The organism is Anabaena sp. AL93 (assembly GCF_001672085.1).
Taxonomy (GTDB): domain Bacteria; phylum Cyanobacteriota; class Cyanobacteriia; order Cyanobacteriales; family Nostocaceae; genus Dolichospermum; species Dolichospermum heterosporum.
This window is the reverse complement of record NZ_LJOU01000036.1, coordinates 1-24577: the sequence shown is the minus strand read 5'-3', so window position 1 is coordinate 24577 and position 24577 is coordinate 1. Positions and strand designations below refer to the sequence as shown.

The following is a 24577-nucleotide window of genomic DNA, read 5'->3' as shown; positions in this document are numbered from 1 at the left end:
TCAGTGTCAGATATCGGATATTCTCTGACTATCATTATGGTGTTTTTACAGGTTTGATATTTTTGGCTTTATAAAATGTTTCTAAACTATCAGTATCACCGACAAAACGCCAATGCCAAGGTTCATAACTCACGCCTTGAAGATTATTTTTAGGAAAGGAAATTTCAAAACTAAACTTAGCCGCATTGGCTTGTAACCACTGATAAGCTTTGGTATTATCAAAGTTGGCTTGGAGATTAGTTGCTGGGACTGTGCGATCGCCAACATCTACCGCATAACCTGTATGATGTTCACTATGATTTGGTGGTGCGCTGAGGGCAGCCCTTTCCGCCGGAGTTTGATTACGCTGTGCGCTTACACCAAAAAATAACTGCTTTTGCTCCTGTACAGACCGAAACCCAGAAATTGGTACTAAAATTACACCTGCACTTCTCGCCGCTTGTACCATTGCTTGAAATTGAACAGCGGCAGTTTTTCGCATTCTGATTCTGCCGTCACTCGTAATTGGTGCTAATTCTGATGCTGGTGCTTCTGAGTATGGAAAATGTCCCAATACTGTATCATTATCATTATTGCTAACTGGGGTATTGGTAGCTACAGGTGTAGAACTAATTGGTGTAGCTACAGAATTAGCAGTTGGCTTAGGTGCCGTCAACGAGAACAAAAAACCACTGGTGATAGCCAGTAGCAAAAATCCTGTTAATCCACCTATAATTAAAATCACAGGTTGGACTTTGATCTTACTTCCTGCATCATCTGTATCACGTAAAGCCACTGGTATATCATCACCAGAGAGAGGGTAGGAATTGTGCGGTTTTTTAGGAAACCCAGCTTTATTCAAGTTTTTGCTCCTGTTTGTGTTTAATAGTTAGTTAGAGAAGAAATGAGTTTTTTTAATTCTTAATTTTGAATTATGGTGTAATTTTGATAAATCTTTTAGAACTATATATCAAGTTAGTGGGATTAATCCTAGTGGGATTTATACTGGGACGTAAATTACCTAACAATACTTCTACTTACGTAGGTCAGTTTCTCTATTGGGTGGGAGTACCTATCAGTATTATTGGTTTTTTAATACAAACAGATTTATCAGGACAGATTTGGATTGCACCGATAATAGCTCACTTGGCAATCTTTTTGGGGGCATTGTTAGCTTGGTTAAGAATCAAAGCCCAAGCCTATTTTACTCATTCAGTTCCCCCCACTACAACTCAAGGTAGTTTGATTCTAGCAGCAATGGTAGGTAATACAGGTTATCTGGGTTTTCCCATTACTTTAGCAATGGTAGGTAAAGAATATTTTGCCTGGGCTTTATTTTACGATATGTTGGGTTCGCTGTTTGGAGCTTATGGTTTAGGTGTGTTTCTTGCTGCTAAGTTTGGTAATAATATCCAAAATCAGATGCAAATAGCGAAGGTAATTTTGATTAATCCGGCTTTATGGAGTTTTGGATTTGGCTTATTATTGCATCAAGTTACCCTTCCCTCCCCAGTGGTATTTTGTTTGGAGAAATTGGCTTGGGGTGCAGTTGCCTTATCTTTGATGTTAATTGGTATGAGACTTTCCCAACTAAAATCTTGGCGGAAATTACCAGAAGCAGGGAGTAGTGTCTTCATTAAAATGCTGTTAGTGCCGATGATTTTCGGCAGTATGCTGTCGCTGTTTGGGGTGACAGGTAATGCAGCACAGGTGATAGTTTTGCAAATGGGTATGCCTCCAGCTTTGGCTACATTGGTAATAGCAGAAACCTTTGATTTGGATAGAGATTTGGCTGTTACTGCGTTAGCTGTAGGGATGATAGTTTTGTTGTTTACTCTTCCTGTTTGGTTATGGTTGTTTTGAAAATAAGTATCTTACCTGTACCCAACTCTGGGATGATGTATTAAAAACAATTCTAATCGCTCAATGCCTAAGCCGAATACCACAGCCCAAAAGACTCAAATCATTGAAATTTTGACACGGGATTATTTTCCGATGATCCCTCAACTTCAGATAAATTACAAACCAGAACAACATTATAAAAATCGTTTAAGTCGTTCTTTGGCTGCATTTGCCATTACTAATCTTGCTGATCTTACTCCCCCTCAAGCTGCTCATTCGATTATCAATGGAGGAGATGATAATGGTATTGACGCAATTTATTTTGATCGGGTTAATAATCGGCTTTGGTTAGTACAGGCTAAAGCGGGAAATGCGCCCGACATGGGTGATAATAAAAAATTTTGTGATGGAATTAGGGATCTTGTCCATAAACGGTTTCAAAAATTTAATTATAGTTTTTCCCGGTTGCAGCAAGATATTGAAGATGCTTTAGACAAAAATGGCGTAATTATAGTTGGCTGTAATATATATTTAGAAAGCAGCTTGGGTTCTCATGTAGTTAATGATCTGAATCAATTAAAAAATGAACTAAATAAGTTTGATTCGCGTTTTCAATGGCAAGATTTAAATATTAAAAATATTCATGGATGGTTGACAGCGAAACAAGAAAATGCACCTATTGAGGTTAAATTAACCTTAGAAAAATGGCATTGTTTAGAACAGCCCAGAAAAGCTTTTTATGGATTAGTGAATGCTGCTGAACTAGCTAATTTATATAACCAGCATAATAAATTATTATTTGAGAATAATATCCGTTATTATCTGGGTACAGAAGATGTTAACTTAGCAATTGCTGAAACTGTAGAAGAACAACCATCAGAACTTTTTTATCTCAATAATGGATTAACCATTACTTGTGCAAAGGTTAGTTTACCATCTGGACACAATCAGGACTCAACTCAATTTACTTTAGAGGGGTTTTCGATAGTCAATGGAGCGCAAACAGTGGGATCTATTGCATCTGTATTTAATGCTAATGGTTCTATTTCTACCAATGCAAAATTATTAGTTACCATCATTGAATTAGGGACACAATCAGATACTATAGGTATAGAAATTACCAAAGCGAGGAATACACAAAATACAGTCCGTGATATTTATTTTGCAGCTTTAGATCCTAATCAAGAAAGGTTGCGGCAAGAATGTATGGTATCAAATATTGTCTATCAATATCGTCCATCAGCAGATAATCAGGGTGCTATCACCATTGAACAAGCTGCAATAGCCCTGGCTTGTTTTAGCAGTAATCCTGAAATAATTGTGGCCGCAAAGAAAGATATTAGTCAGCTTTATAAACGTTATTATCCAACACTTTTTAGTAATGAGCTTTCAGGAATTACACTTTGTCGCTATGTGCGTATATTTGAATATATTGATCAGATTTTTGAAGATTCTCGAAAAGCAGAAACAGAAACTCGGCGTAAAAATTTCTATCAACATGGTAGATTGTTTATATTAGATATTTTATCAAGACGCTATAAGTCTCTAATCAATAAGCCAGAAGTTAATTTATCTCAAGATGACTTGACTGAGTTTTCCAGAATTGGTATAGAATTTGCTGAATTAATTTATACTCTCTCTGAATCTCAGTTTGCTAGTGATGAAAAAGGCTATCTTGCTATTTTTAGAAGTTTAACTGATGTTAAAAGTTTAACGAGTGTCGTAATGCAAGAATTGGCTAACAGGGCTGCTTAGAAGATGTTGGGAAATTAGTAGATATGAAAAACCTAACCCCCCTACCCCCCTTCCCTGGTAGGGAAGGGGGATTACAAAAAATCTTGAGTATTCATTTTTATTCTTTTTCCCTCTCCTTGTAGGAGAGGGTTAGGGAGAGGTTATTTAATATTTGAGATAAAATCAGAACTAATTATGAGTAAAAAGCAGAGACTTGAACTTACATGGATTGGTAAAGAAATTCGCCCCAAATTAGAACCGCGAATTTTATTAGAAGATCCTGAAAAATCTTATCATGCTGCCCATCGAGTCAGTGAAAATGATATTTTTGATAATCGCTTAATTTTTGGTGATAACTTATTAGCTCTCAAGGCTTTAGAACAGGAATTTACAGGAAAATTTAAATGTATTTTTATTGATCCTCCCTATAATACAGGTTCAGCTTTTCAACATTATGATGATGGTTTAGAGCATTCTATATGGCTTGGCTTAATGAGAGATAGTCTAGAAATTTTGCGTAATTTATTATCTAGAGATGGTTCTATTTGGATTACAATTGATGATAATGAAGCACATTATTTAAAAGTAATGTGTGATGAAATTTTTGGACGTGCAAATTTTGTTGCTAATGTAATCTGGCAAAAGAAGTTCTCTCCACAAAATGATGCTAAATGGTTGAGCGATATGCACGACCATATACTAGTTTTTGCTAAGGATAAGTCAGTGTGGCGACCTAATCTATTAAAATCTGAAAATGTTGGGCGAAAGCGATCAAATCTTGATAATGATTCTCGCGGAGATTGGATATCAGTTGACTACACTTGTAATAAAAATAGATTTGAGCGTCCCAATCTTTACTATCCAATAACGAATCCTAATACTGGTGAAGAGATTTATCCAAAAGAGACTGCTGTATGGCGTTATAACAAAGAAAGACATCAAGATAATGAACAGCAAGGATTAGTTTACTGGGGTAAAAGTGGTCAAAACAAAGTTCCGAGATTTAAGAATTTTGTTGCTGTAGATCGAGAAGGTCAAGTACCATCTACTATTTGGTTACATCAAGATGTTGGCAATACTCAAGAGGCTAGAAAAGAGTCAAATATTTTCAACTCAGATGATCCTTTTGCTACACCCAAGCCTGAGCGTCTATTAGCGCGAATTATTCAAATAACAACAGATCCATCAGATATTGTTCTCGACTCCTTCGCAGGTTCAGGAACAACAGGCGCAGTTGCACACAAAATGGGAAGACGCTGGATAATGATAGAACTGGGGGAACATTGTCATACCCATATTATTCCCCGACTTAAAAAAGTAATTGATGGTGAAGATAAAGGAGGTATTACCCAAACTGTTAACTGGAAAGGTGGCGGCGGATTTCGTTATTATCGTCTTGCACCATCACTGTTAGAAAAAGACAAATGGGGTAACTGGATTATTAATAAAGAATATAACCCCGCCATGTTAGCCGAAGCACTCTGCAAAATAGAAGGCTTTACATACTCACCATCAGATACATTTTATTGGCAACATGGTTATTCTACAGAACGAGATTTTATTTATGTCACTACCCAAAATCTCAGTCATGAACAATTATCTCAACTTGCTGATGAAGTAGGACAAGAACGCACATTATTAGTTTTATGTAGTGCTTTTCGTAGCAAAGTTGATATATTCCCAAATCTGACAATTAAAAAAATTCCTCAACAAATACTTTCACGCTGTGAATGGGGACACGACGATTACAGTTTAAAAACCGAAAATCTGCCTAAAACACCTCCAAAAATTGAACAACCATCACCACAAAAACCACAACAACAGCATATACAACAATCACTATTTTAAATAGATAACATACAATGAATAACATCGTTAATAACATTACTAATCGTCTCAGTCTGCGCCCTCCGCAAAGACAATCATTAGAAATTTTAGATCGGGTTTGTGATATTTTGCCTATCAATGGACAATCAGATATAGAAACAAGTTTAGCGAAAATTAATCAACAATTCCCCAAGGTTACAGATTTTGAAAGGGAATTTCCATCACTATGTTTTGCACTAGCTACAGGTGTTGGTAAAACTCGATTAATGGGGGCTTTTATTAGTTATTTACATCTAGCTTATGACATCAAAAATTTCTTTGTTTTAGCACCTAATTTAACAATTTATAATAAATTAATTACAGATTTTACACCTAATAATCCCAAATATGTATTTACAGGTATTTCTGAATTTGCAATCAATTCACCAATTATTATCACAGGTGAAAACTATGAAACCAATGCGAGAACAATTTTAGATCCACAAATTACCTGCAAAATCAATATTTTTAATATTTCAAAAATTAATTCTGAAGTACGCGGTGGCAAAACCCCTAAAATCAAACGACTATCTGAATATATTGGTGAAAGTTATTTTGATTATCTATCTCAATTAAAAGACTTAGTAATTTTAATGGATGAATCGCACCGATATCGAGCTTCAGCAGGTCAGCGAGTAATTAACCAATTAAAACCATTAATGGGTTTAGAACTCACAGCGACACCTTCTATAGAAACCAGTAAAAAACCAGTATATTTTAAAAATGTTATTTATGAATATTCTTTAGGAACAGCCATTAAAAATGGTTTTGTTAAAGATCCTGCTGTTGTTACTCGTAAAGATTTTAATCCTGCTAGTTTATCACCAGCAGCAATTGAACAAATCAAATTAGAAGATGGAATTTATCTGCACGAAAATATTAAAGCTGAATTAAAAATTTATGCTCTCCAAACAGGAAAGCCAATTGTTAAGCCATTTATGCTGGTTATTGCCCGTGACACTACCCATGCTACACAACTTTTAGAAATGATTAAATCTGATGAATTTGCAGCAGGGTTTTACAAAGATAAAGTCATTCAAGTTGATTCTAGTAAAACAGGCACTCAAGAAGATGAAATGGTAGAAAGATTGCTAAAAGTAGAACATCCAGATGAACCAACAGAAATAGTTATTCATGTGAATATGTTAAAAGAAGGTTGGGATGTTACTAACCTTTATACAATTGTACCATTAAGAGCGGCAAATTCGGAGATTTTGATTAAACAATCAATTGGTAGGGGATTACGTTTACCTTATGGAAAGCGTACAGGTGTCACCATTGTAGATCGTTTAAATATTGTTGCCCATGACAAATTTCAAGAAATTGTGGAAGAAGCAAAACGCCCAGAATCAGAAATTAGATTACAACAAATTATTCTCACACCTGAAGAGTTAGAACAAAAAACTAAAACAGTAGTTTCACAGTCAAAACTAGATAAATATTTAGGAATCACGACTGAAGAAACTATCAACTTGCTCGAAACAGAGATCGAAAATCTTCAACCATTTATAGTTGAATCACCAATAGAAGCGAAAATAACATTTCTTACTCGTCAAGAAATTCAAAAATTAGAAAATCAGCCGGAAAAAGTACCAACTGCATCTTATCTTTCAACACCAAAAGTTCAAGCAATAGTGCGGGAAGCTGTAGCTAGAGAATATCAGCCAGAACAACTGGAAATTGAAGGGGTAACTACACCACCAAATATTGCAGATATTGTGGCTAAAACCACTGATTTAGTTATTCAACGAACCATTGATATTCCCAAAATTATTTTTGTTCCTCAAGGGGAAGTAAAATCAGGTTTTAGGTCTTTTGCTTTAGATATGACAGGTTTGAATTATCGTGTTCCATCCAAAAAAGAATTATATATCCAATCTTTAGCAACGGATGATTCTACATCTTTAGAAATCAAAACAGACAATTCTGAAGAATTTCAGTTAGAAAACTATATTGTCAAAAATTTAGTCAATTTTGATGATATTTGTTATGATGAAAATGCTGATTTACTTTATGATTTAGCAAGTCAGGTTATTAGTCATTTTCTCACTTACTTATCAGAAGAAGAGACACAGAAAGTTTTATCTGATAACCAAATCGAAATTGCTAACTTTGTCCATAACCAGATGATAAAACATTTCTGGGAAGATGATAAGGTTGAGTACAAATACGAAATTAGCAAAGGTTTTACATCCTTAAAAGAGAGTGCATATACCACAAATACGAAGCATTACTTAGATTATAGAACCTCGCCTCCAGATAAAAGCAATATGTCCAAATATCTGTTTACAGGGTTTTCTAAATGCCTCTATACAGAACAAAAATTTGAATCAGAAGCAGAAAGAGTATTATCTATAATTTTGGAACGAGATGCAATAAAATGGTTTAAACCAGCAAGAGGACAATTTCAGATTTATTACAAATGGGATGGAAATTATTTAGAATATCAACCCGATTTTGTAGCAGAAACAGCAGAAATTATCTATATGCTTGAACCCAAAAATCGAGATGAAATAGATAGTCCTCAAGTGGTTGCTAAGAAGGATGTAGCCGTTAAATGGTGTCAAAATGCTTCTAATTATATGCTACAACACAATGGAAAGCCTTGGGTTTATGTGTTGATACCCCATGATGCGATCGCCCAAAATATGACACTCAAAGGATTAGGCGATCGCTTCAAGAAAAAGTGATAGGTAAGAGGTGACAATAATTATCATTGTTGACTCTTATTCTGTGCCAGTTCAGAAGGACTAATAGATTCGTAATGTTCAAAAGGTTGATGAATCCAAGGATTATCAGCCAGATAATCAACGTGGTAGTCAGGAACAACAACTGAACAAGCTTTATACCAAATTACAGCAGTGCGAATTTCTTGAATGGGAAAATCATGATGTTTCTGTAGCCAGGGAACTGTTTGTTGAATAGTGATACCAGAGTCTACTAAATCATCTACTAGCAAAATCCGTGAACCTAAATTTTCACTAGTCATGGTTAATTGACGAGAAATAATTAAATTACTTCTTTTATATGTCCCCGCGCCATTATAAGATGAGGTAGATAAAATTGCTAATGGTTGATTGTATATGCGGGAGAGAATATCTCCTACTCGCAGTCCCCCTCTGGCTAAACAGACGATTTGGTTAAATTCCCAACCTGATTGATAAATCTTTACAGCCAGTTGTTCAATTTTGTGGTGATAATCTGACCAAGAAATGTAAAGGTCTGACATAAGACTAAAATAAGTGTGTTAATAATTGTTAATTATCTGTTGTCAATTGTCAATTCATAAGGGTGTAATTTATGGTTAAAGATAATTCTGATAATAACGATTTTCACAAATCTCTGTCCAGTGAAAAATTAGATTTTAAAACTAAATTAGCTTATGGTGCAGGAGATTTGGGTCCTGCGATTACTGCAAATATTGCTGTATTTTACATGATGGTTTTCTTTACCAATGTGGCAGGAATTCCGGCAGGTTTGGCAGGTAGTATTTTGATGATTGGCAAAATTTGGGATGGTATCAATGATCCTATGGTGGGAATGCTGACTGATAAAACCCAATCCCGCCGCTGGGGTCGTCGTTTACCTTGGCTTTTATATGGGGCAATTCCTTTTGGTTTTTTCTTTTTCTTGCAGTGGATTGTTCCTCAATTTACTGCCGATAAAAGTGTTAATATGTGGTGTTTGTTTTGGTATTATGTAGTTATTGGGATTGTCTCTCAGGCATTTTTTACTGTTGTGAATTTGCCCTATACAGCCATGACTCCTGAATTAACTCAGGATTACGACGAACGGACTAGTTTGAATAGTTTTCGGTTTACGTTTTCCATTGGTGGCAGTATTTTATCGTTGATTTTATCAAAAATTATTTTCTCACAAATTAGCGATCGCCAACAACAGTATCTAATTTTAGCGGCTGTGTGTACCGTGATTTCGGTTTTATCCTTGTATTGGTGCGTTTATGGGGTGCGCGATCGCATTTTGGCTTTTGAAGCAAAACGGATTTCTTTGCCACAGGAAGCCGAAATTCCCTTTTTTGAACAGCTAAAAATTGTCTTTAGTAATAAACCTTTTCTGTTTGTTATTGCTATTTATCTTTTTTCTTGGTTAGGTGTGCAAATCACAGCCAGCATTATTCCTTATTTTGTCGTTAACTGCATGAAACTGAAAGAGGGAGATGTTCCCACAGTCATGATTGCAGTTCAGGGAACGGCTTTGTTTATGTTATTTATTTGGAGTTATTTAAGTAAAAAGATTGGCAAAAAACTGGTTTATTTTCTAGGTATGAGTTCCTGGATTATTGCCGCTGCTGGATTATTTTTCTTACAGCCTGAACAAATTGGTTTAATGTATGTTATGGCTGTAATGGCAGGTGTGGGAGTTTCCACAGCTTATCTAATTCCTTGGTCTATGATACCTGATGTAATTGAATTAGATGAATTGCAAACTGGACAACGACGGGAAGGTATTTTCTATGGTTTCATGGTTTTATTACAAAAATTTGGTTTAGCTTTTGGGCTATTTTTAGTCGGTAATACTTTACAAGCCTATGGTTTTAAAGAAGCTGTTTCTGGACAAAGTTCTTTACCTATACAACCTGAATCCGCACTTTTAGCGATTCGGATTGCTGTTGGACCAATACCAACTGTTTGTTTAATTGCCGGGTTGGTTTTAGTCTATTTCTATCCCATTACCCGCGAAATGCACGCAGAAATCATGCTAAAACTGCAAGCACAACGAGAGAGAATATAAAGATTTAAAAGTTCTATACCAGCGGGTAAACAATAGTGAACAGAGTAGAAAATTTTTTGGTGGGCAACACCCACCTTACATAATATTGCAAAAATCAAATATTATTTCCATCTAAATTATCTCTTCGATGTTATAATTAATTTTAAGTTAAGTAGGTGAACACAATAAAACCAAACTGTGTAAAGAAACGTAAAATCGCCCAAACCCTCTTCACTCTTGCCTATTGCCTATTGCCTTTTGCCTTGCCATAACGACAATTTTCAACGCCAACCTACTTAGATGATCAATAAGTAAATCTCTCCAAACAAATACTAGAGAAAAAACCATGACATCATCTCTTTATGAAACAGATCACAACCAATGGACACAAGATACTATCCAATACATCCAAAACCGTAATTTTGACAGCATAGATTGGGATAGCTTAATCGAAGAACTAGAAATTATGGGAAAAAACGACAAACGCGCCATAATTAGTCTGTTGACCCGTGTTCTAGAACATCTCCTAAAATTGTCTTACTGGGAATCTGAAAAAACAAGATCCGGTAATCACTGGGCTGCGGAAATTGTCAACTTTCGCGCCCAAATTCAAGGGCGTTTGGAAGATAGTCCTAGCCTTTATTCTCAATTACAAACGTTCTACGAAAAAGCTCATCCCGTCGCTATCAAGTCCGTTTCTAAGTTATGTCCACTTCCCCCAGATGCTCACATTAGCCTCTTGCAAGCCCTAGATGACAACTGGTTTCCGAATGACATCTCAAATGATTAAGTAGGTGGGCGTTAAAAATTGTCGTTATGGCAAGGCAAGAGGCACTCATGCAAGAGGCAAGAGTGAAGAGGGTTTGGGCGATTTTACTTTTCTTTACACAGATTGGTTTTATTGTGTTCACCTACTTAAATATCACAGTATTCAACAGCAGAGACAGATACAATTTACATAATGAATGCTACACAAGAACAACTAAAACTCAAATTAACACAGGCTTTAGTGGCTGCTTTTGGCACAGATTATACCAATACAGATCCAATTTTAGTGGCTGCAAGTAATCCTAAATTTGGTGATTATCAAGCTAATGTGGCTTTATCTTTAAGTAAAAAGTTAGGAAAGCAACCCCGAATTATCGCTGGGGAAATTGTCAGTAAACTAGATGTATCTGATATTTGTGAACCTCCAGAAATCGCAGGTCCTGGTTTTATTAATCTTAAATTACAAACATCTTATCTAGAAGCGCAACTCAACGCGACTCAGGTAGATGCTAGATTGGGAATCCCCACAGCGACAAATCCCCAAAAGCAAATTGTTGATTTTTCCAGTCCGAATATTGCGAAGGAAATGCACGTCGGACATTTACGTTCTACCATTATTGGTGATTCTATTGCCCGGATTTTAGAATTTTGTGGTCATGATGTTTTGCGGTTAAATCATGTTGGTGATTGGGGTACGCAATTTGGGATGTTAATTACTTATTTGCGGGAAGTTTATCCAGACGCACTCACCACTGCAAATGCTTTAGATATTGGAGATTTAGTTAATTTTTACCGCAAAGCCAAACAGCGATTTGATGAAGATCCGATTTTTCAAGAAACTTCCCGTCAAGAAGTTGTGAGATTACAAGCGGGTGCAGAAGATACACTTCATGCGTGGAAATTGTTATGTGAACAATCTCGACAAGAATTTCAAATCATCTATGATTTACTGAATATCAAATTAATAGAAAGAGGTGAATCTTTTTATAATCCTTTATTACCAAAAGTTGTTAAAGATTTAGCAGCAACAGGATTATTAGAATCAAGTCAAGGGGCAAAATGTGTTTTCTTGGATGGTTTTACAAATAGGGAAGGTGGTCCTTTACCCTTAATTATCCAAAAAACTGATGGTGGTTATAACTACGCAACCACAGATTTAGCAGCTTTAGGTTATCGGATTCAAGAAGATAAAGCCAAGCGAATTGTTTATGTGACAGACGAAGGACAATCTAACCACTTTGCCCAATTTTTCCAAGTCGCAAGAAAGGCAAATTGGATTCCTGATGATGTGGAATTAGTTCATGTTCCTTTTGGTTTAGTATTAGGTGAAGATGGGAAAAAATTTAAAACTCGTTCTGGGGATACTGTGCGCTTACGAGATTTATTAGATGAAGCTATTAACCGCGCCCGTGCAGACATAGAAAAGAGATTACAAGAAGATGGACGCACAGAAACAGAAGAGTTTATGCAAAATGTCGCTGAAGTAGTGGGGATTAGTGCGGTTAAATATGCTGATTTAAGCCAAAATCGCACCAGTAGTTATGTCTTTAGTTATGACAAAATGTTATCTCTCAAAGGCAATACAGCCCCTTATCTTCTCTATGCTTATGTGAGAATTCAAGGTATTAGTCGTCAAGGGAATATTGATTTTACCAACTTGGGAATAAATCGCCAAATCTTGCTAAGAGAAGATGCAGAATTAACTTTAGCTAAACATCTGCTGCAACTTGATGAGGTAATTAAGGAAGTAGAACAAGATTTATTACCAAATCGTTTGTGTGATTATTTGTATCAACTCAGCGATAAGTTTAACAAGTTCTATGAAAATTGTCCTGTTCTCAAATCTGAAGAACCTGCTAGAACTTCGCGGTTAATGTTATGTGATTTAACTGCAAAAACTCTCAAGTTGGGATTATCTTTGTTAGGAATTAAGGTTTTAGAAAGGATGTAGATATAGCGGTTATTGGTTGGGTGAAATACAAGAACCCCACCCCCAACCCCCTCCAATATCAAAAGTTTATCCTTTTCTTCCCCCCGCTGCGGGGGGAATGAGGGGGGTGCGAGGAGGGGGCTTATGATTCAAGTGCATACTGCTATAAAAGCTATAAAAGAATTCAGAAGTAGGGGTTTAGCTTTTGCTTTACCCTGACATAATATCAAACATATTCAGTATTTTTTTGATAATATTCCGGTATTATTCTCATTTATCAATGGCTGAATTTTCTCTTTATATTGACAACTCCTGATGTAATCTAATAGAATAGAGAGGGTTAAGGTTTATCAAAAATAAATTATGGGAATTGGAGAATTATTACTACCATTTCGAGAAGAAATATTAAAGATTGCCACTAAATATGGTGCTGATAATTTGCGGGTTTTTGGTTCTGTTGCTAGAGGTGAAGCAACACCAGATAGTGATATAGATTTTTTAGTAGAATTAAAACCACAAAGTAGTTTATTTGATTATATTGGTTTAATGCAAGATTTAGCAGCATTGCTAGGACGAAAAGTGGATATTGCTGAACCTGATAATTTACATGAATTAATTAGAGATAAAGTATTAAGTGAATCTGTGCCATTATGAAAGATGAGCGTTTATATTTGAGTAATATTCAAGAATGTATTGAACGAATAGAAGAATATACAAAAGGTGGTAAAGAGGAATTTATGCAAACCAAAATGATTCAAGATGCTGTAATTCGCAATTTTGAAATCATTGGGGAAGCAACAAAAAGATTATCACCTGAGTTGAGAAGTAAATATTCTGATGTTCCTTGGCAGCAAATGGCAGGTTTACGAGATGTTTTAATTCATGATTATTTAAAGGTAAATCTTAATTTAGTTTGGCAAATTATTGAACAGAATTTATCTGATTTAAAAAGACAAGTTACAGCGATTATGGAAAATTTATAACAGATGGTAAGGGTTTAGTAATGATAAACCCTGCTAATATATTTTAATGTTATTGAATATTAAGCCACATTCATTAATTGTTCCAAAGATTTAACTACAGGTAAAGGTTTACCATCTTCTTGATATTCGGCAATTAGCATTTCTATCATTTCTATAACTTCTTGAGCATTTTTAACAGCTTCCTCATAAGTATCACCATGAGTATGATATTTTTGAGTAGGAAATTCTGGTAAATGAACTGAATAACATTTATCTTCACTACTCCATTGAATAATAATTGTGTAATGTAAATTCATTCTTCTGACTCCTCTTCTTGAATTGATTTTAATTCACTATCTTTTGTCATAATTATCACATTAGCTATTTTGGCAGCTTCAAAAATATCAATATCTTTAGCATCACGTAAACCAATTTCTTTTAATGAAAATGCTTCGATAGCAAAAGTATTTGTGATCCAATCTGCTAATGTTGGAGGTAACTGTGCATCAATCCAAATTTTCATGCTGTTAATCTAACAAAATCAGTACGTCTTGCAGCGAATATTAAACAAGCCTGAATATCTTCTAGTTCTAAATCAGGAAAGTCTTCTAAAATTTCATTTACACTGACATTTTCTGCTAACATTTCTAAAATGTCGCTAACTCTAATTCTCATTCCCCGAATGCAAGGACGACCTCCACATTGACCAGGTATTTGTGTGATTCGAGTTAATAGTTCATTCATTGATTTAATTAAAGGTGATAATAAACGATATTTTAGCATAATTCCTGACGCAAACCCAGATAATGACGGTAATCATTTGCCCATTCTATAAATAGGGTATCATCTGATAATATCCCTAGTTTGCGTGCGAATAGGGAAGAACTACAACCAGTGATAATAATCGGAGAAGCGGGAAATAAGAGAACAAAGAATAATAATAAATGGGATAATTTGTGTAATTTCATAGATGATACTCCTGTTATTTGATAATTTGGTAATTGGTTAATTTTTGGTTTGTTTCATAAACCGTCTGGGAATAAATTCCCAGTCTAATAGCCCAAGTCCGTTAAAAGGGGCTAAAAAATTCGGCGTTGCTGAATTGAGGTATGAAATTCCCAAATTGAACCTTTAAAACTCAAACCTCAGTGCGTCTTTGCGCCTTTGCGTGAGACTAGAATTCATACCCTTAATCAGCAACGCCAAAAATTCTTCCATTCAGTCGGTTTCAACCGACTTTAGCTTTCAGACAGGGAATTTATTCCCTGGCTTTAAATACCTTGAAAATATCAACAGTACAAGTTAAATTACTACCGTTTTTGACCGCACAAGAAGAATTTTGAAATGCTTTGGAAGCGTCACCGTTACCATTTAACACCGCAGTAAAAGCTTTTAATTCTACATCAGGATCATTTTCAGCTTCAGAATAACCCCAAGTTAAATCTTTCAAAGTTCCATCATCATAAGCAGTTTGTAATTTTGGTATTACTTTCTGACATCTTCGTTGAGGAGGGAAATCTAAAGGCTACATAAAACAAGATCCCCGACTTCTTAAAGAAGTCGGGGATTTGAATTTTGCAATGTATCCCTACGGGACTCTACGCTAACACAAATCAAATATAAATTCTATTTTTCAGTGCTTAAATTTCCTCATGCTTTTACCATTTTTCCGCCCAGTAGATAATTTCTGAAGATGCAATATCAATTGCGACTCCATGACTATTACCATGATTCCATTTTGTACCGGGTTGGCTTTTATCTTCAGCTTTTAATACCAATATTTCATAACTGCTAGGAAAAGTTTCTGTTTCTGAATCGCTAGTATAAAAGAATGTTGTCGGTACGCCGTTGGGTTGGTTACTATGATTATTTGTATTCCCACCCTGGTATTGATGCTGAGAGATTTTTTTGTATTGTTTCAGCAGGTTTTTGATTTTTGTTTGTGGTTCTTTGAGACGAATTTGTAAAGAACTACTTTCGGGTGTAATTCCGGGAGAATAAGCCATTTGTAAAACTTGAGCATCACTAGGAATTTGTCCAGGAAAATGTTGAATTTGTTGAAGATCAGCCCATTTGTGATGACGAATTTCTTGATATTGTGATGTATCAGTAATTGGCTGTAGTTGTTTGGTTTTACTAGTAGCTTTATTAATCAGGAAACCCCCAATAACTAGACCAAAACTACCCAGGGACAGTAGAATTATTGTAGCGAGTTTAACTAAAATAGATTGATTCATTTGGTTGGGTTGCATCTAGCTGGTAGATTACTATCCCAACCTTTAAAACAGTAGTCCTGATAGTTTTAATCTAGCCTGAGTTAGATTGACAGGAAAATTTTGATTTGGTTAAATTGATGACAAATTTAAAAAGAACCAATGATCATTCCTGCCAAAATTAAAAAACCAATCCAGACGTTTTGACGAAACATTTCCCCATAGGCAGGGTGAGGTATTTTTGGCTGTTGTAAGCGCATAATTTGCCAAATCCAACCGATGGTGGCGAAGATTAAACTGATCCAAAATGCTGTCTTTAAGTGAACTAATACACCTACTCCAGCTAGGAGAATAACTGTCCCCATGAGGAAAATAGCGATCGCTGTAGGGGCATATTTACCAAAGAATATAGCACTAGAATTAATACCTATACGTTTATCGTCTATGCGATCGCTCATCGCATAGATTGTATCAAATCCTAATGTCCATAGTACCGTTGCCCCCCAAAGTAACCACGTCGGTGCTGTAATATTGGCTGTAACTGCACTCCAACTAATTAAAACCGCAAAACCCCAAGCTATGGAAAGCACCAATTGAGGAACAGGAAATACCCGCTTTGCACCAGGATAAAGGACGATAACCGGAACGGCGGCCACAGACAACCAGAAGCTTAATGGATTAAGATAGAAGGCGATAACTGCGGCACAGGCGAGGGAGACTATCCCCACCACAATCCCAATTTTAACGGAAAGGGCGCGAGATGCCAGGGGGCGATCGCGTGTTCTCTCAACTTGGGGATCAATATCTCTGTCCCATAAATCATTAACCACACAACCAGCCGCACTGGTCGCCATACTACCGCAAATAATTACTCCTACTAGGGGGATAGGCGGTTTACCGCCAGCGGCTAAGAATACAGCCCACAATGCGGGTATCATCAGAATTAACCTACCTTCCGGTTTATTCCACCTTAACAGCCGGATAATTACAAGCCATAATGGTTCTTGGTTGGTTTTTGGTGTCTCCAACATATTTGGTCATTTAACATATCTTTACATTTATAGAATATCCTTATTTGCTATTTCTCCTCCAGTCCCTATTCGCAAGCACAAAAAATGGTAAATTCCGTCTCGGCTAATTGGGAGAACACACCCAGTCAATCAGTTCCAGAAAATCAGATGATTGCAGCCATTGATATTGGTACAAATTCTTTGCACATGGTGGTGGTAAAAATTGAAGCAACTTTACCATCTTTTACCATTATTGCCAGAGAAAAGGAAACGGTGAGATTAGGCGATCGCAATTTAATTACTGGCGACTTAAAACCAGAAGTTATGAGTAAAGCGATCGCCTGTTTAGGCAGATTCAAAACCCTTGCTGAAAGCTTAGGAACAAGTAGCATTGTAGCTGTAGCGACAAGTGCAGTCCGTGAATCTCCCAATGGTAAAGAATTTCTTCATCAAATCGAAATAGAAGTTGGCTTAATTGTTGACTTGATTTCTGGACCTGAAGAAGCCCGTCGCATCTACTTAGGTGTCTTGTCGGGGATGGAATTTAACAACAAACCCCACATCATCATTGACATTGGTGGTGGTTCAACAGAATTAATTTTAGGAGACAGCGAAGAACCCCGTAGTCTCACCAGTACCAAAATCGGTGCAGTCCGCCTCACCGGAGAATTAGTCAACTCAGATCCCATCACCGAAACCGAATTTCAATACCTCCAGGCTTACGCTAGAGGAATGCTAGAACGTTCTGTAGAAGAAGTCCAAAGAAAACTCAAAATTGGCGATTCTCCCCAGTTAATCGGCACATCTGGGACAATAGAAACCATTGCCACCATCCATGCACGGGAAAAATTAGGTCTTATTCCCACCACCCTCAACGGCTATCAATTCAGTCTCCAAGACTTGCGAACCTGGGTAAATCGCCTCCGCAAAATGACCAATGTAGAACGGGCGGCGATCGCCGGAATGCCAGAAAAGAGGCCAGAAGTGATACTTTCAGGAGCAGTAATTTTACAGGAAGCAATGACCTTATTAGGAGTCGAATCCTTAACAGTCTGTGAACGTTCTCTTCGAGAAGGCGTAATTGTAGACTGGATGCTGACTCATGGCTTCATTGACAACAGACTACGGTTTCAAAGTTCCATTCGAGAACGCAGTGTATTAAAAACTGCCAAAAAATACCAAACTAACTTAGAACATAGCGCTCGCGTTACCGCTTTTGCGTTAGATATATTTGACCAAACCAAAGGACAACTACATTATTGGAATGCAGATCAACGCCAATTACTATGGGCTGCTGCCATTTTACACAATTGTGGCCACTATGTCGGTCATTCATCACACCACAAACATTCATACTACTTAATTAGAAATAGTGAATTACTCGGTTATAACGAAACCGAAATCGAACTCATCGCCAATATAGCCCGTTATCACCGCAAATCTCCACCCAAGAAAAAGCACGACAGCTATCGAAATCTACTGCACAAAGAACATCGGACAATGGTTAATCAACTCAGCGCCATCTTAAGATTAGCTGTGGCATTAGACAGAAGACAAATAGGAGCTATTGCTGATGTTAAATGTGACTATATTCCCAACTTCAAAGAATTTAAGATGTCCATATTTCCATCTACCATTGATGATGAATGTGCCTTAGAAATGTGGAGTTTAGATTACAAAAAAGGAGTTTTTGAAGAAGAATTTGGTTTAAGATTCGTAGCAACATTAATTAATAGATAAAGTTGCTACAAGTAGGTTAGCATTGAAAATTGTCGTTATGGGAAGGTAAGAGGCAATACTTCGACTTCGCTCAGTAACCAGATGCAAGAGTGAAGAAGCTTTGGGCGATTTTACTTTTCTTTACACACTTTGGTTTTATTGTGTTCACCTACTTAGCCGTATGCACTCTTTGTGAGATACATAAATCGCAAAACCTGTAGGTTTCCCCGCCCTTAATTATATTGCATCAAGCGCGATAACCGCTATATTACCGTAGGGATGCTTCCGTTGCCAAATGCGGAAAATCCCTCCGAGATGATGCTATAATTTAAGTAATCAAATTCCAGGATAAATTCTATGCCAGTAGAAGCTATTTATGAACAAGGAACATTGAGGTTATCAGAACCAATAACACTACCAGAAGGAAGTAAAGTACAAGTAATTATTATTCCTCTAGAATCTTATTCTCAACATAAAAACCCCTTAGAAATTTTACAAGAGATTGCTGAACTGCCTTTAGAAGGAAAAACAGATACTTTCTCAGGTTTAGATCATGATCAAGTTTTATATTCCAAATAGTTTATGATTTTTGTTGATACGGGTGCTTGGTTTGCTAGTATTGTTCCTGCTGATTCCGAGCATCAAAATGCTATTTTATGGTTAACTAATAACAAAGAAACTTTATTAACGACTGACTACGTAATTGATGAAACATTGACTTTATTAAGAGCAAGAGGAGAAACAAAACGATCTATTATTTTAGGTGAAGCTTTCTTTTCAGGTAAATTAGCAACCATCTATTATTTAACAGAGGAAGATATCCATTTAACTTGGCAACTATTTCGTGATTATTCTGATAAAGAATGGAGTTTTACGGATTCTAGTAGTAAAGTTGTCATGGAAAAGCTGGGAATTATGAAAGCATTTGCGTTTGATTACCATTTTCGTCAGTTTGGTTCGGTTCAAGTTGTTCCATAATCTACATAAAAATTTAAGTATTGTAAAGTGGGTAATGCCCACCTTAAGAGGGCTTTAATAGACTTTAAAGAAAATGACTCATAGATAGGTTAATTATGAACTAGCCTCACAGCTAATACCTATAACCAAAAATTATATATGTATAAATATCACAATACAAATTTATTATATTTACGGTTGCACAGCCCTAACCACACATTGATATATTCACAGAAGTATTTATCAAAACAAAGTAAAAAAGATAACACTTAAAAACAGAAATTTCTTTTATAAAAAATCAGCCGAGGCGTGCTAAAGTTTTGATCTTGTTATCTTCCTTAGCTGCTTCAGCTTATGTATCTGCCTTCTTTACATCCACAACACCTTGAAGAATTAGTCAAGAACAGTGGTATAAACTTAGACTTAATTCTTTTAAACTTTAAATCGCTTCAGGGCATCAGTGCTTATGAATATTTGCTAATTTCTGACCAACTCCCTCGCACCAATACAGGGATGATTAGAAATGCTTGGTTGCAGCGTTATCATCATGTTACCGCAGGTGGTTGGTGGTGTTCGGGACTAGACCCCCTCAACAATTGGCACAATATGGAATGGGGATGTTTTAAGCCCAACCAACCGCGACAAAATCAAAAAGGTAAATCCATCAAATATGAACATCCTCCCAGCACACCCACACGCATATTTTGTTTACGCATACCCTTACAAATTTGGCAAGAAGTTGGACAACGTTACAACTTAAGTTTACCGGAAAATATCACCATTAATCATGATGGTGAAGCCGAAGGTTTTTGGTCATGGGTAATTAAAAATAAAATAGCTATTGTTATTTGTGAAGGTGTGAAAAAAGCCGCAGCCCTTTTAAGTCAGGGATATGTTGCGATTGCGATTCCCGGCATTAATAGCGGTTATCGGGTCATTAAAGATGAATTTGGCAAAGTTACCCGTCGGCAATTAATCCCTGATTTAGCCGCATTTACAAATACAAAACGCGATTTTTATATTTGTTTTGATTTTGAAACTCAAGCCAAAAAAATTGCCGCTGTAAATAATGCTATTTCCCAACTCGGTTATTTATTTCAACAACAAAACTGCCCTGTTAAAGTTGTCGAACTTCCGGGAAAAGAAAAAGGAGTTGATGAATTTATCATTGCTAAAGGTGCAACAGCCTTTGATAAAACTTATCGTCAAAGTGTAGATTTAGATATTTATATTGCCCAAACCAAACCCCATACAGAGTTAACAATTCCGGCAGCACTGACTATTAACCGTCCTTATTTGGGAAACATTACCTTTCCTACCTCTGGTTTAGTGGGAGTTAAATCAGCAAAAGGTACAGGTAAAACCACAGCCCTAGAAAGCATTGTTCAACAAGCAAAAAACCATAATCAACCAGTTTTATTAATTACCCATAGAATCATCTTAGGACGGTTTTTATGTGATAAAATCGGCATTAAATGGGGTTTTGAACATCAAGAATGGAGTATAGAAGCTGATGAAGTACCTGTTACTTATCCTTTAGCAACTACCCCATCTTTAGGATTATGTGTAGATTCAATTTGGAAATTAAAACCCGAAGATTGGCGCGGTGCAATATTAATTTTAGATGAAGTTGAACAATCTTTATGGCATTTACTCAATAGCAATACCTGTAAACAAAAACGAGTTAAAATTCTCCGCATTTTTCAACAACTAATTTCTACAATTCTCACAACTGGAGGATTAATCATTGTCCAAGATGCCGATTTATCAGATGTATCTTTAGAATATTTACAGACTTTATCAGGAATTAAATTAACCCCTTGGGTAGTTGTCAATGAATGGAAACCAGCAAAAGGTTGGGATACAACTTTTTATGATTCACCCAATCCTACACCCCTAATTCATCAACTGGAATTAGACCTAATTGCTGGACGAAGATGCTATGTAACTACCGATAGTCGTTCTGGACGTTACAGTTGTGAAACCATTGAACGTTATTTAAGGGAACGGTTACAAAAACTCAGAAGAGAATTTCCTGAAACCCTGGTAGTTAGCAGTCATACTACTAATACACCTGGTCATGCAGCCGTTGATTTGATAGCAGCAATAAATCAAAAAATTACTGATTATGATACTGTTTTCGTTACCCCTAGTTTGGGAACAGGAATTAGTATTGATGTCCAACATTTTGACCGAGTTTATGGTATTTTTCAAGGAGTAATTCCTGACTCAGAAGCCCGTCAAGCTTTAGCAAGAGTTAGAGATAATGTTCCCCGTGTGATTTGGTGTGCTAAACGCGGTATTGGCTTAATTGGTAGTGGTAGTACAAATTATCGGTTACTATCTCATTGGTATCAAGAAAATCAAAAAGAAAATTTGGCTTTATTAAGTCCTTTACACAAAATAGATGTAGATTTACCTTTAGTTTATGATCCCATTCATTTACGCACTTGGGCAAAATTATCTGCCAGGGTAAATGCCTCTATTCGTCTTTATCGGCAATCTATGCAAGATGGATTGATAGCTGATGGTCATTATATCCAAATGCGAAGTAATGAAGTACAAAACAACATTCTCCGTGATTTACGTTTAGCCTTTTTTGCCACTGAACCTAGTGATTTAGAAAATCGTAAACGGTTAATTGTCGAAATTGTGAAAGTGCAAAAAGATTGGGCGCAAAGTCGGCAAAAAGCTAAGGAAATTAAACGCAAAATCAAAGACATTAAGCAACAGAACCAATTAGCAGCAGCAAATTCTGTAGCTACAGCTAAGGATATTGACTATGTAGAATATGAACATCTATTAACTAAACATTCTCTCAGTAATTCAGAACGTCATCAAGTTAGTAAATATATTCTCAGGCAAAGGTATGGAATTGTCGTTACTCCTCAACTGAAATTACAAGACGAAAAAGGATATTATGGACAATTGTTAATTCATTATTATTTAACTCATGAAAGTGAATATTTTCATGTTAAAGATCAACAAGAATGGAGTCAGCAGTTATTGTGGGGTGAAGGTAAAGTTTTTCTGCCAGATTTAAGAACTTATACGCTCAAAGTGGAAGCTATGCGGGCTTTGGGAATAATGCAATTTTTGGAAATAGAAAGGGTATTTACTGAAAATGATGCTGACTTAATTTGGTTGAAAAATGTGGCCATACAAAGTAGTAGACATATTAAACGCGCTTTAGGAATTGATTTAGTTAGAGGTAAGGAATCTGTTGCGGGAATTAAGTTATTAAACAGACTTTTAAGTTTGTTGGGTTTGAAGTTGCAACAAGTCAATGATGGTTATAAAATTGATTTAGAAACTCTCAATGATGGTAGAAATAAAATATTTGCAGTTTGGCAACATCGTGATGATTTGATGTTAACTTCTTTACATAATATGGAACGAGAAATGGTGGATTTATCTAGGAAGTCTCAGTATGAAACTGTGTTGATAAGTTGACCAAAAAAACAGATCCCCGACTTCTCAAAGAAGTCGGGGATCTGTGGTAGAATCTAGTTTGTGCGCCTACAAGTGACAAAATGAATAAGAATATCAATTTTGATGTTGTTAATGCTTTGCACCAACAGGGTTTAGATCATTATCATGATGGTAATTATCAACAAGCGATCGCTAATTTTGATACAGTTTTGGAATTATACCCTGATTTTTCGATAGCTTATATTAATCGAGGTAATATTTTTCATATTTTAGGGAATTATGAAAAAGCTATTGCTGATTATAATCAATGTATAAAAATAAATCCTAATTTTGCGGAAGCCTATCATAATCTTGGTAATAGCTATTATGCTTTGCAAGAATATGAAAATGCGCTTTCTAATTATAATTTTTCTCTAGAAATTAATCCTAAATTTGGTGCAGCTTACTACAATCGCGGTTTAGTTTATGCTCGTATTCAAGAATATCACCAAGCGATCGCTAACTTTAATCAAGCATTAAAAATAGTTCCTGATGATATTCAAGCATACTATGAACGAGGTTTAGTCTATAGCAACTTGGGAGATTATGAAAGTGCTATTCAAGATTATAACCAAGCATTACAAATTAATCCCACATTAGCTTTAGTATATGGTTTTCGAGCTAATGCACATCATCAATTAGGAAATTATGAAAATGCAGTTAAAGATTATAACCAAGCATTACAAATCAATCCCCATTTAGCTACAGCGTATTATGGACGGGGAATGGTACGAGAGGCTATGCAAGACTTTGTTAATGCAGTTACAGATTATACTCAAGCTATAAAAGTGTCTCCAGAATTTGCCCCGGCTTATTGTAAGCGAGGTGATGCTCATAAGTTGTTAGGTAATATACAAATGGCTATTCAAGACTATAATCAAGCCTTACTAATAGATACAGATTTTTTAGCTGCTTATTATCATCGAGGTAATAGTCGTTATGCAGTTAAGGATTTTGCTGGTGCAGTTAGTGATTTCACAGAGGCTTTACGCTTAAATTCCCAGTCTGCTGTATTTTATAGCGATCGCGCTAATGCTCGTTATGCCCTGAAAGAATATCAAAAAGCCATATCAGATTATACTCAAGCCATCAGCATTAACCCCAGTTTAGCCGAAGATTGGTTTAATCGAGGTCGGAGTCGCTTTCTGGTTGGAGAATTAAATAGCGCATTAGCAGATTTAAACCAAGCGATACAATTACAGCCCCGTTATCCTTTAGCTTATTTAGTCAGAGCAGATATCCATAAACATTTGGGTAATCAATTAGATGCGATCGCTGATTTTCGTAAATCTGCTGATCTCTATTCTCAGTCAGGAAATACGCGGTATTATCAGGAGATTACCAATCTGATTTCCAGAATGTCTCAGTCTTGAATAGGGGGTAGGGGGGTAGGGG

General features: G+C 36.1%; 23 protein-coding genes. 14 read left to right on the top strand and 9 right to left on the bottom strand.

What is annotated here, in order from left to right:
• Positions 1 to 34: 34 nt before the first annotated feature.
• The gene (locus AN486_RS11300) at positions 35 to 841 is read right to left on the bottom strand and encodes a D-alanyl-D-alanine carboxypeptidase family protein (RefSeq protein ID WP_039201950.1); all 807 of its coding nucleotides are present in this window, start codon (positions 839 to 841) and stop codon (positions 35 to 37) included.
• An 83-nt stretch (positions 842 to 924) separates the two neighbouring features.
• On the opposite strand from AN486_RS11300, the gene AN486_RS11295 reads away from it, so the two are divergent.
• The 4 genes from AN486_RS11295 to AN486_RS11280 all read left to right on the top strand — a co-directional run bounded on the left by AN486_RS11295 (position 925) and on the right by AN486_RS11280 (position 8111).
• Positions 925 to 1842, top strand: a complete 918-nt coding sequence (locus AN486_RS11295; protein WP_053541160.1) for an AEC family transporter — start codon at positions 925 to 927, stop codon at positions 1840 to 1842.
• A 63-nt stretch (positions 1843 to 1905) separates the two neighbouring features.
• Positions 1906 to 3576 carry an AIPR family protein gene (locus tag AN486_RS11290; protein WP_290600697.1) on the top strand — a complete coding sequence of 557 codons (1671 nt, stop codon included), beginning with the start codon at positions 1906 to 1908 and terminating at the stop codon, positions 3574 to 3576.
• Positions 3577 to 3750: 174 nt separating this feature from the next.
• Positions 3751 to 5403, top strand: coding sequence for a site-specific DNA-methyltransferase (locus AN486_RS11285; RefSeq protein ID WP_290600696.1), 1653 nt, complete (start codon positions 3751 to 3753; stop codon positions 5401 to 5403).
• A 14-nt stretch (positions 5404 to 5417) separates the two neighbouring features.
• Complete coding sequence (locus tag AN486_RS11280; protein WP_168635378.1) at positions 5418 to 8111, top strand: DEAD/DEAH box helicase family protein; 2694 nt, start codon at positions 5418 to 5420, stop codon at positions 8109 to 8111.
• A 23-nt stretch (positions 8112 to 8134) separates the two neighbouring features.
• Here the strand turns inward: AN486_RS11280 and AN486_RS11275 are convergent, their stop codons facing one another.
• Positions 8135 to 8650, bottom strand: a complete 516-nt coding sequence (locus AN486_RS11275; protein WP_168635377.1) for a phosphoribosyltransferase — start codon at positions 8648 to 8650, stop codon at positions 8135 to 8137.
• Between the two features lie 71 nt (positions 8651 to 8721).
• On the opposite strand from AN486_RS11275, the gene AN486_RS11270 reads away from it, so the two are divergent.
• From AN486_RS11270 to AN486_RS11250, 5 genes are all read left to right on the top strand, one after another.
• Positions 8722 to 10173 carry an MFS transporter gene (locus tag AN486_RS11270; RefSeq protein WP_168635376.1) on the top strand — a complete coding sequence of 484 codons (1452 nt, stop codon included), beginning with the start codon at positions 8722 to 8724 and terminating at the stop codon, positions 10171 to 10173.
• A gap of 325 nt (positions 10174 to 10498) precedes the next feature.
• Positions 10499 to 10942: a DUF29 domain-containing protein gene (locus AN486_RS11265; protein ID WP_096663115.1), complete on the top strand. Its 444-nt coding sequence runs from the start codon at positions 10499 to 10501 to the stop codon at positions 10940 to 10942.
• 171 nt (positions 10943 to 11113) lie between these two features.
• Positions 11114 to 12871, top strand: a complete 1758-nt coding sequence (gene argS, locus AN486_RS11260) for an arginine--tRNA ligase (protein ID WP_290600695.1) — start codon at positions 11114 to 11116, stop codon at positions 12869 to 12871.
• Between the two features lie 342 nt (positions 12872 to 13213).
• Entirely contained in the window at positions 13214 to 13504 is a 291-nt protein-coding gene (locus AN486_RS11255; protein ID WP_290600694.1) for a nucleotidyltransferase family protein, read from the top strand.
• Positions 13501 to 13833: a DUF86 domain-containing protein gene (locus tag AN486_RS11250; protein WP_039204943.1), complete on the top strand. Its 333-nt coding sequence runs from the start codon at positions 13501 to 13503 to the stop codon at positions 13831 to 13833. Before AN486_RS11255 ends, AN486_RS11250 begins: the two co-directional genes overlap by 4 nt.
• Positions 13834 to 13892: 59 nt before the next feature.
• Here the strand turns inward: AN486_RS11250 and AN486_RS11245 are convergent, their stop codons facing one another.
• The 7 genes from AN486_RS11245 to AN486_RS11215 form a co-directional block, all read right to left on the bottom strand.
• On the bottom strand, positions 13893 to 14129 hold the full coding sequence (locus AN486_RS11245; RefSeq protein WP_290600693.1) for a type II toxin-antitoxin system HicB family antitoxin: 237 nt from the start codon (positions 14127 to 14129) through the stop codon (positions 13893 to 13895).
• Positions 14126 to 14335 carry a DUF5615 family PIN-like protein gene (locus AN486_RS11240; RefSeq protein WP_168635373.1) on the bottom strand — a complete coding sequence of 70 codons (210 nt, stop codon included), beginning with the start codon at positions 14333 to 14335 and terminating at the stop codon, positions 14126 to 14128. Before AN486_RS11240 ends, AN486_RS11245 begins: the two co-directional genes overlap by 4 nt.
• Entirely contained in the window at positions 14332 to 14556 is a 225-nt protein-coding gene (locus tag AN486_RS11235; RefSeq protein WP_027403705.1) for a DUF433 domain-containing protein, read from the bottom strand. Before AN486_RS11235 ends, AN486_RS11240 begins: the two co-directional genes overlap by 4 nt.
• 32 nt (positions 14557 to 14588) lie before the next feature.
• Complete coding sequence (locus tag AN486_RS11230; protein ID WP_027403704.1) at positions 14589 to 14780, bottom strand: hypothetical protein; 192 nt, start codon at positions 14778 to 14780, stop codon at positions 14589 to 14591.
• Positions 14781 to 15070: 290 nt separating this feature from the next.
• Positions 15071 to 15262: a hypothetical protein gene (locus tag AN486_RS11225; RefSeq protein ID WP_242032229.1), complete on the bottom strand. Its 192-nt coding sequence runs from the start codon at positions 15260 to 15262 to the stop codon at positions 15071 to 15073.
• A gap of 208 nt (positions 15263 to 15470) precedes the next feature.
• A complete protein-coding gene (locus tag AN486_RS11220; protein ID WP_152608985.1) occupies positions 15471 to 16049 on the bottom strand; it encodes a hypothetical protein in 579 nt (192 codons plus the stop codon).
• A gap of 125 nt (positions 16050 to 16174) precedes the next feature.
• Positions 16175 to 17056: a 4-hydroxybenzoate solanesyltransferase gene (locus AN486_RS11215; RefSeq protein ID WP_039204947.1), complete on the bottom strand. Its 882-nt coding sequence runs from the start codon at positions 17054 to 17056 to the stop codon at positions 16175 to 16177.
• 84 nt (positions 17057 to 17140) lie between these two features.
• Between AN486_RS11215 and AN486_RS11210 the strand changes: the two genes are divergently transcribed.
• The 5 genes from AN486_RS11210 (at position 17141) to AN486_RS11190 (ending at position 24555) form a co-directional block, all read left to right on the top strand.
• Complete coding sequence (locus AN486_RS11210; RefSeq protein WP_290600690.1) at positions 17141 to 18775, top strand: Ppx/GppA phosphatase family protein; 1635 nt, start codon at positions 17141 to 17143, stop codon at positions 18773 to 18775.
• A 336-nt stretch (positions 18776 to 19111) separates the two neighbouring features.
• Positions 19112 to 19333, top strand: coding sequence for an antitoxin family protein (locus tag AN486_RS11205; RefSeq protein ID WP_039204950.1), 222 nt, complete (start codon positions 19112 to 19114; stop codon positions 19331 to 19333).
• A gap of 3 nt (positions 19334 to 19336) precedes the next feature.
• Positions 19337 to 19732 (top strand): PIN domain-containing protein, encoded by a 396-nt coding sequence (locus tag AN486_RS11200; protein WP_081424112.1) that lies wholly within the window; start codon positions 19337 to 19339, stop codon positions 19730 to 19732.
• A 333-nt stretch (positions 19733 to 20065) separates the two neighbouring features.
• Positions 20066 to 23164: a plasmid replication protein, CyRepA1 family gene (locus AN486_RS11195; protein ID WP_290600687.1), complete on the top strand. Its 3099-nt coding sequence runs from the start codon at positions 20066 to 20068 to the stop codon at positions 23162 to 23164.
• 80 nt (positions 23165 to 23244) lie between these two features.
• On the top strand, positions 23245 to 24555 hold the full coding sequence (locus AN486_RS11190) for a tetratricopeptide repeat protein (RefSeq protein WP_290600685.1): 1311 nt from the start codon (positions 23245 to 23247) through the stop codon (positions 24553 to 24555).
• The last annotated feature ends 22 nt before the right edge of the window (positions 24556 to 24577 follow it).

Excerpts from the sequence above, each read along its gene's own strand:
- AN486_RS11290 (WP_290600697.1), top strand. The coding sequence starts at position 1,906 with ATGCCTAAGCCGAATACCACAGCCCAAAAGACTCAAATCATTGAAATT.
- AN486_RS11285 (WP_290600696.1), top strand. The coding sequence starts at position 3,751 with ATGAGTAAAAAGCAGAGACTTGAACTTACATGGATTGGTAAAGAAATT.
- AN486_RS11280 (WP_168635378.1), top strand. The coding sequence starts at position 5,418 with ATGAATAACATCGTTAATAACATTACTAATCGTCTCAGTCTGCGCCCT.
- AN486_RS11275 (WP_168635377.1), bottom strand. The coding sequence starts at position 8,650 with ATGTCAGACCTTTACATTTCTTGGTCAGATTATCACCACAAAATTGAA.
- AN486_RS11270 (WP_168635376.1), top strand. The coding sequence starts at position 8,722 with ATGGTTAAAGATAATTCTGATAATAACGATTTTCACAAATCTCTGTCC.
- AN486_RS11265 (WP_096663115.1), top strand. The coding sequence starts at position 10,499 with ATGACATCATCTCTTTATGAAACAGATCACAACCAATGGACACAAGAT.
- argS (WP_290600695.1), top strand. The coding sequence starts at position 11,114 with ATGAATGCTACACAAGAACAACTAAAACTCAAATTAACACAGGCTTTA.
- AN486_RS11255 (WP_290600694.1), top strand. The coding sequence starts at position 13,214 with ATGGGAATTGGAGAATTATTACTACCATTTCGAGAAGAAATATTAAAG.
- AN486_RS11250 (WP_039204943.1), top strand. The coding sequence starts at position 13,501 with ATGAAAGATGAGCGTTTATATTTGAGTAATATTCAAGAATGTATTGAA.
- AN486_RS11245 (WP_290600693.1), bottom strand. The coding sequence starts at position 14,129 with ATGAATTTACATTACACAATTATTATTCAATGGAGTAGTGAAGATAAA.
- AN486_RS11240 (WP_168635373.1), bottom strand. The coding sequence starts at position 14,335 with ATGAAAATTTGGATTGATGCACAGTTACCTCCAACATTAGCAGATTGG.
- AN486_RS11235 (WP_027403705.1), bottom strand. The coding sequence starts at position 14,556 with ATGAATGAACTATTAACTCGAATCACACAAATACCTGGTCAATGTGGA.
- AN486_RS11230 (WP_027403704.1), bottom strand. The coding sequence starts at position 14,780 with ATGAAATTACACAAATTATCCCATTTATTATTATTCTTTGTTCTCTTA.
- AN486_RS11220 (WP_152608985.1), bottom strand. The coding sequence starts at position 16,049 with ATGAATCAATCTATTTTAGTTAAACTCGCTACAATAATTCTACTGTCC.
- AN486_RS11215 (WP_039204947.1), bottom strand. The coding sequence starts at position 17,056 with ATGTTGGAGACACCAAAAACCAACCAAGAACCATTATGGCTTGTAATT.
- AN486_RS11210 (WP_290600690.1), top strand. The coding sequence starts at position 17,141 with ATGGTAAATTCCGTCTCGGCTAATTGGGAGAACACACCCAGTCAATCA.
- AN486_RS11205 (WP_039204950.1), top strand. The coding sequence starts at position 19,112 with ATGCCAGTAGAAGCTATTTATGAACAAGGAACATTGAGGTTATCAGAA.
- AN486_RS11200 (WP_081424112.1), top strand. The coding sequence starts at position 19,337 with ATGATTTTTGTTGATACGGGTGCTTGGTTTGCTAGTATTGTTCCTGCT.
- AN486_RS11195 (WP_290600687.1), top strand. The coding sequence starts at position 20,066 with ATGTATCTGCCTTCTTTACATCCACAACACCTTGAAGAATTAGTCAAG.
- AN486_RS11190 (WP_290600685.1), top strand. The coding sequence starts at position 23,245 with ATGAATAAGAATATCAATTTTGATGTTGTTAATGCTTTGCACCAACAG.